Below are 9,307 nucleotides of genomic sequence, written 5' to 3'. Positions count from 1 at the left end.
ATCCTTCAGGAGGAATTATCAAATGGTTAACATGAAGTCACTGCTTCTGGCCGCGACAGTTGTCGCCGGCTCGGTTGCATCGCCAGCCTTCGCGCAGCAGACTCCGCTGCCCGCCCCTGCGACTTCGGACGGCGCGCTGCGCGGTGCGGGCGCTTCGTCGGTCCAGAACGTCGTTACGCGCAGCTTCAACTGCCTCAGCGCGGTCGACAACCAGCGCGGTACCTCGTCGAGCGCGACCTCGCTGACCACCCTGACCCAGGGCGTTTTCAACGGCGCGATCCCGACCAACTGCGCGCTGTCGGCCGATGCGCTTCAGACCAACGTCCAGGGCAAGTACGTCGCGACCGGTTCGGGCTTCGGCCGCCAGATCTGGCGCAACTTCCGCAACGATTTCGTCGGCGGCGCGACCGCGACGGCGGGCGTGTTCAATCCGTTCGGCACCTGGGACCGCGTCCAGTTCGCGTTCTCCGACGCCGGGATCTCGACGTCGGACCTGACCTCATACAACGCGACTGCGGCCACCAACGGCGGCGCGGCGATCTCGTTCCCGCTCTACCTGCTCCCCGTCGCGATCGCCTACAGCGCGACCTACGGCACCAATGCCGCCGGCCAGCCGATGGTGTTCAACGCACGCGGCCGCGGCATCGCGCCGGCTGGTGGCACGCCGGCGGCGGCGATCAGGCTCTCGAAGGCGGCCTATTGCGGCATCTTCAACGGCACGCTGACGAACTGGAACGATCCGGCGTTCACCACGCTGAACCTCCGCACGCCGCTGTTCGATCCGGTCAACGATACTGCGACCCGCTGGAATACGGACGGTGCGCCGATCCGTCTCGTCGGGCGTCTCGACCGTTCGGGCACGACCGACATTTTCACGCGCCACCTCGCGGCGGTCTGCAATCCCACGAGCGCGCCCGGCATTCCCGAGCTTCGTTCGGCCGGTGGCAGGCTGCTTGCCGCTGCGGTGCCGGCCTTCACCGGTGAAAACCGCTTCCTCCAGGCTGCCGAATCGCTGCCCTACAACGTCTCGACCGGTATCGATTTCCGCAGTGTTCGTTCCGACACCGGCTACCGCGTCAACAACACCAGCTCCACCGCCTTTGCCGGCACCACCAACTCGATCTCGGGCGATTACTTCAATGGCACCGCGATCCTGAACATCGGGACCGCGACCTCGCCGACGAGCGCGGCCGGCCCGACCTCGATGCCCACCGGCAATGTTGGCAGCGGCTACTTCCTGCTTGCCGACGGCAGCTCGCGCGTTGCCCAGGCGATCACGTTTGCGCCGGACTACCCGCTGAACGGCGTCCTGCTCAACGGCAAGGTCGGCTACATCTCGGCGGACTTCGTCAATCCTTCGGTTGACGCTCTCCCGGGTCTTTCGGCTGCCACGCTGCAGGTTGGCGTTTCGACGACCCTCTATGCCAACCCGACGGCCACGGCCGCCAGGACGGCGCTCGGCACCATCCTGCCGCCGCAGTCGGATACCGCGGGTCTGTACTCGCCCAACGACACCCGTCTCGTCCGCCCGACCACCGGCACCACCGCTGTGGCCGCGACTCGTGCGAACCCGATCGCCTGGGCCGACGTTCTCTATGCGGACACCGCCCAGACGCTGGCTGCGCCGAACCTCGGCTATCCGATGACGGGTACGACCCAGATCATGCTCTACACCTGCTACAATGACACGAACCGTGAAGCCATGGTGTCCTACCTCGGCTGGACGCTCGGTCAGTACAGGACGACGGGTAGCGGTCAGCCGGCTACGAACACCGTGCTGAGCGGTGTCGTTGCCGCCACCCCGGGCGTGCTCTTCCAGAACAACATCGCTGTTGTTCCGGCGAACTGGACGCGCGCGATCGTCAACACCTTCCTTTCGAACCCGACTGCCGAGCCCACTCTTGGTGCACAGAACCTGTGGATCCAGAGCCGGACCATCCCGGCCTATCAGACGGCAACCGCAGCCATCCTCTATGGCGATCCGGGTGCTCCGGCTCCGACCGCGACGCGTCCGGCTGGCACCGTTTGGCGCGCTGCCCGTCCGAACATCCGCATCGCGACCACCCCGAACCCGACCTGCACGGGTCGTACGGGCGCCTGATCTTCTGATCACGGCGTAAGCTGAACGAGAAGGGCTCCGGAGCGATCCGGAGCCCTTTTTGTTAACCAATTGCCGGCCCGGAGATTCGCCAGTCGGCGCATCACTACACTGTCACACAGATTAAACACTGGCCGGTCACAGACCGCTTACACAGGTGTGCGGGGAATCAGATTTCGATGGGCGGGCTTAAGGCACCTGTTTTACGTGCGAGCTTGCCGTTCACGTGGCTGCTGCTGTCCGGTTCGGCGGCGTGGGCCGAACAAGCGACTCAGCCCATTCAAGCGACTCAGGCCGAGCAATCGTCCCCGACTCAACAAGCCGCCCCGGCCGTTGCCGCGACCCCTGCCGGAGCGGAGCGCGCGCCAGAGAAGTTCTTTATTCAGGCCTATGACATTACCGGCGTGACCGCGCTTCCAACCAGCGAGATCGAGCGTCTGGTCTATGCCCATTCCGGTCCTGATCGCACCGATGCGGATGTCGAAGCGGCGCGCAAGGCCTTGCAGGATGCCTATGCCGCGCGCGGCTATGGCGCGGTGGTGGTCGAAGTTCCGGTGCAGGAGCGGGAATCCTTCGCGCAAGGCGTGATCCGGATTGCGGTGAACGAGGTGCCGGTCGGGCAGGTGCGGGTCACCGACAGCCGCTATCACTCCTTGTGGGTTGCGCGGCGGCAGGTGCCCTCGCTGGTGGAAGGGAAGCCGCTCAACATTCCCGCCTTGCAGGCGGACATGACCATGGCGAACCGGTTTCCCGATCGCACGATCAATCCGATCTTCAAACCGGGCAGGGCTCCCGGCACGATCGACGTCGATCTCAATGTCGATGACCAGCGGCCGCTACACGCCAGTGTCAATGTCAACAATGATGCCAGCCCTGCCACGACGCAGCTGCGCACCATTGCCACGGTCAATTACTCCAATCTGTTCCAGACGGGGCAGTCGGCGTCCTTCACGTACATCGTCTCGCCGCTCAAGCGCCAGGAAACCGAGGTCTTTTCGGGCTCCTACTCGTTTCCGCTCTTGCGGACGCCCTGGAGCATCGCGATTTCGGGGTACTACTCCAACAGCAACATTGCGGCACTGGGCGGGACCAACGTCCTCGGCAACGGGTATCAGATCGGCGCACGCGCCATCTATCATCTTGCCTCGGCCGGTAGCCAGCAGCAGTTCAGCTTCGGTCTGGACTACAAGAACTTCAAGCAGAACATCCAGGTCGCGGGCGTCCAGACCAGCACCGCGCCCATCCGCTATCTGCCGATCGAACTGGAATACATGATTTCCGGTGGCAGCGAGCGGGTCAACTACGCGGTAACGCTGGGAACGACGATCGGCCTCCGCGCCATCAGGCCGAAGGTCTGCGCGAGCCTCACGGGGCCCTGCGTGCTGGTCGATGCGTTTCGCAACCGGGAGCAGTTCAGCAACGAGAATTTCGTGCGCGGCGTTCTCGCGGTCGATCTGTCCTATGCTTTCAAGAACGATATCGTCGCCGCGTTCCGGCTGAACGGGCAGCTGGCGGATTCGCATCTCATCACCAACGAGCAGTTTTCTGCCGGCGGCCTGCGCAGCGTGCGCGGGTATTATTCGTCCGAAGCCGTGGGCGACAACGGGATCGGGCCGAGCCTCGAGCTGCGCTCGCCCTCGCTGGCGGGACGCTTCGGCAAGTGGCTGACCGAGGCGCGCTTCTTCGCGTTCGGCGATGCGTCTTTCCTGCGCGTGCTCAATCCGCTGCCCGAGCAGACTTCGAGCTTCACGCTCGTCGGCATCGGCGGCGGCCTCAGAGTGCGGATATTCGACCGGATTTCCGGTGAGGTGCTGGGTGCGGTCGCGATGACCGGTGGCCCGGCGACCAAGCGGGGATCGCCCCGCGTAAGCTTCGACGTGAAGGGGGAATTCTGAGTGTTTCAGGCAACCGTGAAAACAGCGATCCTGCGCCTGTTGCTGGTGCTCGTCCTGTCGCTGGGGCTGGCCACTCCGGCCGCTGCAGAGGGTGAGACCGCCGGCTGGTGGAACAAGGAGTGGAGCTATCGCAAGGCCGTGACGGTCGATACCTCGCCAAGCGGTGTCAACGTCAGTGGCGCGATCGGCCGCACGGTGGTGCTTGTGCGGCTTCACAGCGGCAACTTCACCTTCACCGACGCGATGGACAACGGTGCGGACATCCGCTTCGTCGACAGCGACGACAAGACCCCGCTGCCCTATCATATCGAGCAGTACGATGCGGCGACGGGCATCGCCACGGTGTGGGTTTCGGTTCCCAATCTGACCGGCGGCGAGAAGAAGAAGATCTGGGTCTATTTCGGCAACAAGTCGGCACCGGTCGGGGCTGATGTGCCCGGCACGTTCGATCCGGATTACACCGCCGTCTATCATTTCAGCGAAAAACCGGGCCAGCCGGCCACCGATTCCACCGCCAATGCGAATTCGGCCAAGGTGGCTCCCCCGGGTGTGGACGAAAGCGGGATCGTAGGCCGCGCGGCGCAGTTTCCGGGGCAGGGCGCGCTGACGATCGATGGCAGCGGTTCGCTGGCGATGACAGCGGGCGCGCCGTTCACGTTCACCGCATGGATCAAGCCGCAGCAACTCGGCGGCCAGCAGGCCATCTTTGCGCGCGGCGGGCTGGCGATCGGGCTGAACGCCGGGGTTCCCTACGCTTCGGGTCCCGGCATCTCCGTTTCCGGCAACACCGCTGTGAAGCAGGGTGAGTGGAGCCACATCGCGTTCGTTTCCGACGGCAAGGCCTTCTTCATTTACGTGAACGGGACCGAGCAGGGCACCGCCGCGGGCGCGATGCCGGCGCTGGACGGTCCGATCAGCATCGGTGGCGCGACCAGCCAGCCCTATACCGGCGCGCTTGATGAAGTGCGGCTTTCGAAGTCGGCGCGGCCGGCAGCCATGATCCTCGCGATGGCGCAGGCCGAAGGTCCCGGCGGCAAGCTGGTGTCGGTTTCGGAGACCGCGGAGAAGCAGAGCTCGGGCAGCGGCGTCCTTTCGTTCATCGTCAGCAAACTCGAGCCGATCGACACGGTCATCATCGGGCTGTGCATGCTGCTGCTGATAGCCGCGATCGCGCTCATGACCGCGAAGATCCGCTACCTGAACGCGGCCGACAAGGCGAACAAGCGCTTCCTTCGCTATTTTGACGCCATGCGTGACGACTTCCGGCCGCTGGATCAGGCCGAGGGCGTATCGCCCGAGGAAGCGGCGCAACTCAACCGCGCTTCGCCGCTGGCACGGCTCTACGGCGTGGGCTTTGAAGAGCTCTATGAGCGCGTGGTCGCGGCCGGTGCCCGGCCGCTCTCGAGCCAGGCAGTGAACTCGATGCGGGCGGCGGTGGACTCGCAGTTCGTCAAGGAAAACCAGAAGCTCGATCATCTGGTCGTGATCCTCACCATCGCGATTTCGGGCGGTCCGTTCATCGGTCTGCTGGGCACGGTGGTCGGCGTCATGACCGTGTTCGGCGGCGTGGCGATGGCCGGCGACGTGAACGTGAACGCCATCGCGCCGGGTATCGCCGCGGCGCTGCTGGCCACGATTGCGGGTCTGGCCTGCGCCATTCCGTCGCTGTTCGGATACAACTATCTGAACGGGCGCATCAGCGCACTGGCGGATCAGATGCGCGTGTTCATCGAACAGCTGATCACCCGCATGGCCGAAGTTCAGGCCAATGCCGCGCAAGCCTTCAACGACCAGAATTAAGGAAACCGTCCGATGCAGGTAGGTGGCGGCCGCAAGGCCTATGACGACATCAATATCACCCCGATGCTGGACCTGGCCTATGTGCTGCTGGTGATCTTCATCCTGATGGCCACCGCTTCGGTGCAGGGCATCAAGGTGGATCTTCCCAAGGCCAGCTCGGCCAAGAGCCTTGTCCAGCCCAAGACCATCGCCATAACGGTGAACAATCAGGGCCAGATCTTCATGGACGCGTTCCCGGTCACGCTGGCCGATCTGGAGACGCGCCTGCGCAATGCCAAGGCCTCGAACCCCGACGTGCCGATCGTGCTGAAGGGCGACCAGACCGCGCAGTATGGCAAGATCACCGAAGTGCTCGACCTGTGCCGCCAGCTCGATCTGAACAAGGTCGGCCTGGTCACCGGCAAGCCGACCGCCGCCTGATCACCCGACCGGATCCAGAGCAGACTGCGCCGTGGCCAGACAACCATCCCTTCCGGAACCTGAAGAGCAGGGGTCGCGTCGCGCACTGCTGATCGCGGTCGGCGCGGTGGTCGTGCTTGCGCTGCTGTGGTTTGCCTATCAGGCGCTGACCGCAACCAAGGGCGTGAAGGTCGAGGCGCCGCCGCCGGCTGTCATCTCGATGCTGCCGCCGCCGCCTCCGCCACCGCCACCCCCGCCGCCGCAGCCCAAGCCGCCCGAGCCGCAGGAGAAGGCTGCGCCCGTGCCCAACGTCGAGCCGCCCAAGGCCGCGGCGGCCCCGGCGGCCGTCTCGATCAACGGTCCGGCGCAGGCCGGCAGCGACGCCTTCGGCCTGCAAGCGGGCAATGGAGGCGGGCTCGGCGGCTCTGGCGGCTGCGTTGGCCCCAATTGCGGGGGCGGCGGCAACGGCATGAGCGAGGTGTTCTATCGCCGCTACCTGAGCGCGGTCCTGCAGGAGAAGGTTCAGCGCGACGACCGGGTCAACCGGCTCGTTTTCAGCGCCGATTTTGCGATCACCATTTCGCCTTCGGGCCGGGTGACTTCGGTGAGCGTGATCAAGACGAGCGGACGCGAAGACCGTGATGCCTCGCTCAAGGCGATCCTGCTTGCCATTTCCAATCTCGATCCGCCGCCCAGTGCGGTCCGTTTTCCGCAGCGGATCACGGTTCGAGGAAGGCGTTCGCTATGAGCCGCGCCTCTACGCATTCCAGGGGAAGTTTGATGAGACGGTTGAGGTCTTCTTATGCATCGGCGCCGCTGCTCGCAGCGTCGATCTGCGCGGTGCTGGCGGCAACGCCGGCGTATGCCGAACAGCAGGCCGGATCGGCTCTTGACGCTCCGCCGGCGGCAAAGCCTGCGCCATCCAGCAACGCGATGATCAATCTCGTCCGGCTGCTCGTCGCGCAGGGCACGATCACTCGCGAGAACGGTGACAAGCTGATCCTCGAGGCGGAACGCGAGGCGGCCGAGGCGCGGCTTGCGGCCGCACAGGCGCCGGCGGCAGCCGCCCAGAGCGCAACCGGAAGCCCCGCGGCACCCCCGGCGGCGCAATATGCGGTCGGCAATCTGCCCCCGCCCCCGCAGGGCACGATCCGCGTGCCGTACATTCCGCAAGTGGTGCGTGATCAGATCCGTGACGAGCTTCGGGAAGAAGTGCTGAAACAGGCCAGCGCACAGGGCTGGGCTTCGCCGGGCAAGGCTGCGCCCGAGTGGGTGCACAACCTGAACATCTACGGCGACATGCGTCTGCGCTCGCAATCGCATTTCTACAGCAAGGACAACTCGGACTTCGTGCCGAATTTCCAGCAGATCGTCTCTGGCGACCGCAATCAAGGGCCGGTGCCGCTCGATCTGATCAACGATCCGATCCCGCTGCTCAACACGCGCCAGAACCAGTACAACCTGCTGCGCTACCGCTTGCGCGTGGGCGTCGATTTCAAGATCGGCTCGAAGGTCAAGGTCGGGTTCATGCTCGGTGGCGGCAACGACGTGTCGCCGGTCGGTTCGAACGTCAATCTGGCGGGCAACTTCACCGATCGCAACTTCATGATCCACAAGGCCTTCATCGAGGCCAAGCCAACCGAATGGGCGACGATCACCGCGGGACGGATGGCCAATCCGTTCTGGACGACTGAAGCGCTGTTCGACAACGATCTGACCTTCGACGGATTTGCTGGTGAATTCCGTCTGCCCGAAAATGGCGGAATGTTTGACAGCAAGCTCGTGCTGGGGGCGTTCCCGCTCAATTTCGGCGATCTGAACTTCCCCAATACCTCGAACGTCAAGTCAACCGTGCCGCAGCGCTGGCTGTTCTCCGCTCAGGCCGAGACCGACTTCCACCTTGGCGAAAACATTTTCGTGAGGTCGGCGGTCGGCTATCACCACTACATTAACATGCAAGGCCGCCCCTCGGCGCCTTGCGCGCTCTACCTCGGCGTGACCGAGTGCTCGACCGATGGCACGGCGGCGACTTTCGTGCAGAAGGGCAATACGCTCTCCTTCATCCGGCGCATCGTGTTCGATCCCACGTTGCCGGCAACTGCGGTGCAGCCGCAGCCGCAGCTGCTCGGTCTGGTCCAGCCCTACCGCATCCTTGATGCCATGCTTTCGGTCAAAGTGCCGATGGGCGAGAACACCGACATCACGTTCAGCGGCGAATACCTGCGCAACCTCGGCTTCGATCGCAACAATGCCTGCCGGTACGGGCTCGCCGGACAACCCGTCAACAATGGTGGTTCGGGCGGCAACGGCAATATCTGCGATCCGGTCGCGGCCAATCGCACGCCCTATGTCGGCGGGAACCAGGGTTTCGATCTGCAGATCGGCGCCGGCTGGGCGCATCCCAATCGCCCTGGCCAGTGGCGGGCCTATGTCGGCTATCGCTATCTTGAAACCGATGCCGTCCTCGATGCCTTCACCAACGACTACTGGCGGCTCGGCGGGACCAACACCAAGGGCTACGTCATCGGCGCCACGGTGGGCCTCTACAAGAATGTCACCTTCGGCGGGCGCTGGCTGAGCGCCAACGAGATCAGTGGTGAACCCCTGGCCATCGACGTCCTGCAACTCGATCTGAACGTGGAATTCTGATGCGCGCCCTGCCTGTCCTGTTCGCGGTAGTGTTGGCCGCTCCGGTGGCCGTGGCGCAGCCGGTCGTCCCGCCGCCGCCAGCCCCGGCGCAAGCGGCGCCATCCGGGCCGGCGGCGCCCTCCGCGGCCGACGTCGATGCGCTGCAGCAGCGGCTGCTGGCCTCGCAGCAGGTGATCGCCACGTTGCAGCGCGAACTGGCGGAGGCCAAGAGCCGGAGCGGCGCGCTCGAGCAGGCCCGCCTGCGCAACGGCCGGCTTGTCTCGATCACGCGGCAGCTCATCGATGCCTATGCCCGCCGCTACGGCCAGCTCCATCGCCGCGATCCGTTCCAGCTCGGTCGGCGCAAGTTCGAGTTCGAACTGCAGGCGCTGTCCGACGCTGTCTACGATAACAAGGTCGATGTTCCGCTGCGCACCTTGCCAGGTGGCACCGCGATTACTGGCGAACCGGAAAAGGCTGACTGATC

Annotated in this window: 7 protein-coding genes; all 7 read left to right on the top strand. The window is 64.8% G+C overall.

Annotation, left to right across the window (positions count from 1 at the left end; all coding sequences use genetic code 11):
* Positions 1-31: 31 nt before the first annotated feature.
* The 7 genes from K5Q19_RS11870 (at position 32) to K5Q19_RS11840 (ending at position 9,305) form a co-directional block, all read left to right on the top strand.
* Positions 32-2,101, top strand: coding sequence for a substrate-binding domain-containing protein (locus K5Q19_RS11870; protein ID WP_292945291.1), 2,070 nt, complete (start codon positions 32-34; stop codon positions 2,099-2,101).
* Between the two features lie 176 nt (positions 2,102-2,277).
* A complete protein-coding gene (locus K5Q19_RS11865) occupies positions 2,278-3,993 on the top strand; it encodes a ShlB/FhaC/HecB family hemolysin secretion/activation protein (protein ID WP_292945288.1) in 1,716 nt (571 codons plus the stop codon).
* Between the two features lie 15 nt (positions 3,994-4,008).
* On the top strand, positions 4,009-5,793 hold the full coding sequence (locus K5Q19_RS11860) for a DUF2341 domain-containing protein (protein ID WP_292945285.1): 1,785 nt from the start codon (positions 4,009-4,011) through the stop codon (positions 5,791-5,793).
* A 12-nt stretch (positions 5,794-5,805) separates the two neighbouring features.
* Positions 5,806-6,213, top strand: a complete 408-nt coding sequence (locus K5Q19_RS11855; protein ID WP_054120827.1) for a biopolymer transporter ExbD — start codon at positions 5,806-5,808, stop codon at positions 6,211-6,213.
* A 31-nt stretch (positions 6,214-6,244) separates the two neighbouring features.
* Positions 6,245-6,940 (top strand): TonB C-terminal domain-containing protein, encoded by a 696-nt coding sequence (locus tag K5Q19_RS11850; protein WP_292945281.1) that lies wholly within the window; start codon positions 6,245-6,247, stop codon positions 6,938-6,940.
* Between the two features lie 32 nt (positions 6,941-6,972).
* Entirely contained in the window at positions 6,973-8,841 is a 1,869-nt protein-coding gene (locus K5Q19_RS11845; protein ID WP_292945278.1) for a putative porin, read from the top strand.
* Positions 8,841-9,305, top strand: a complete 465-nt coding sequence (locus tag K5Q19_RS11840; RefSeq protein WP_292945275.1) for a hypothetical protein — start codon at positions 8,841-8,843, stop codon at positions 9,303-9,305. The genes K5Q19_RS11845 and K5Q19_RS11840 overlap by 1 nt, the downstream gene beginning before the upstream one ends.
* Positions 9,306-9,307 lie beyond the last annotated feature (2 nt).

Origin of the sequence: Novosphingobium sp. (assembly GCF_019748365.1) — a bacterium.
GTDB lineage: Bacteria > Pseudomonadota > Alphaproteobacteria > Sphingomonadales > Sphingomonadaceae > Novosphingobium.
Note: the sequence above shows the minus strand (reverse complement) of the source record. Positions and strands in the feature narration are given on the sequence as shown.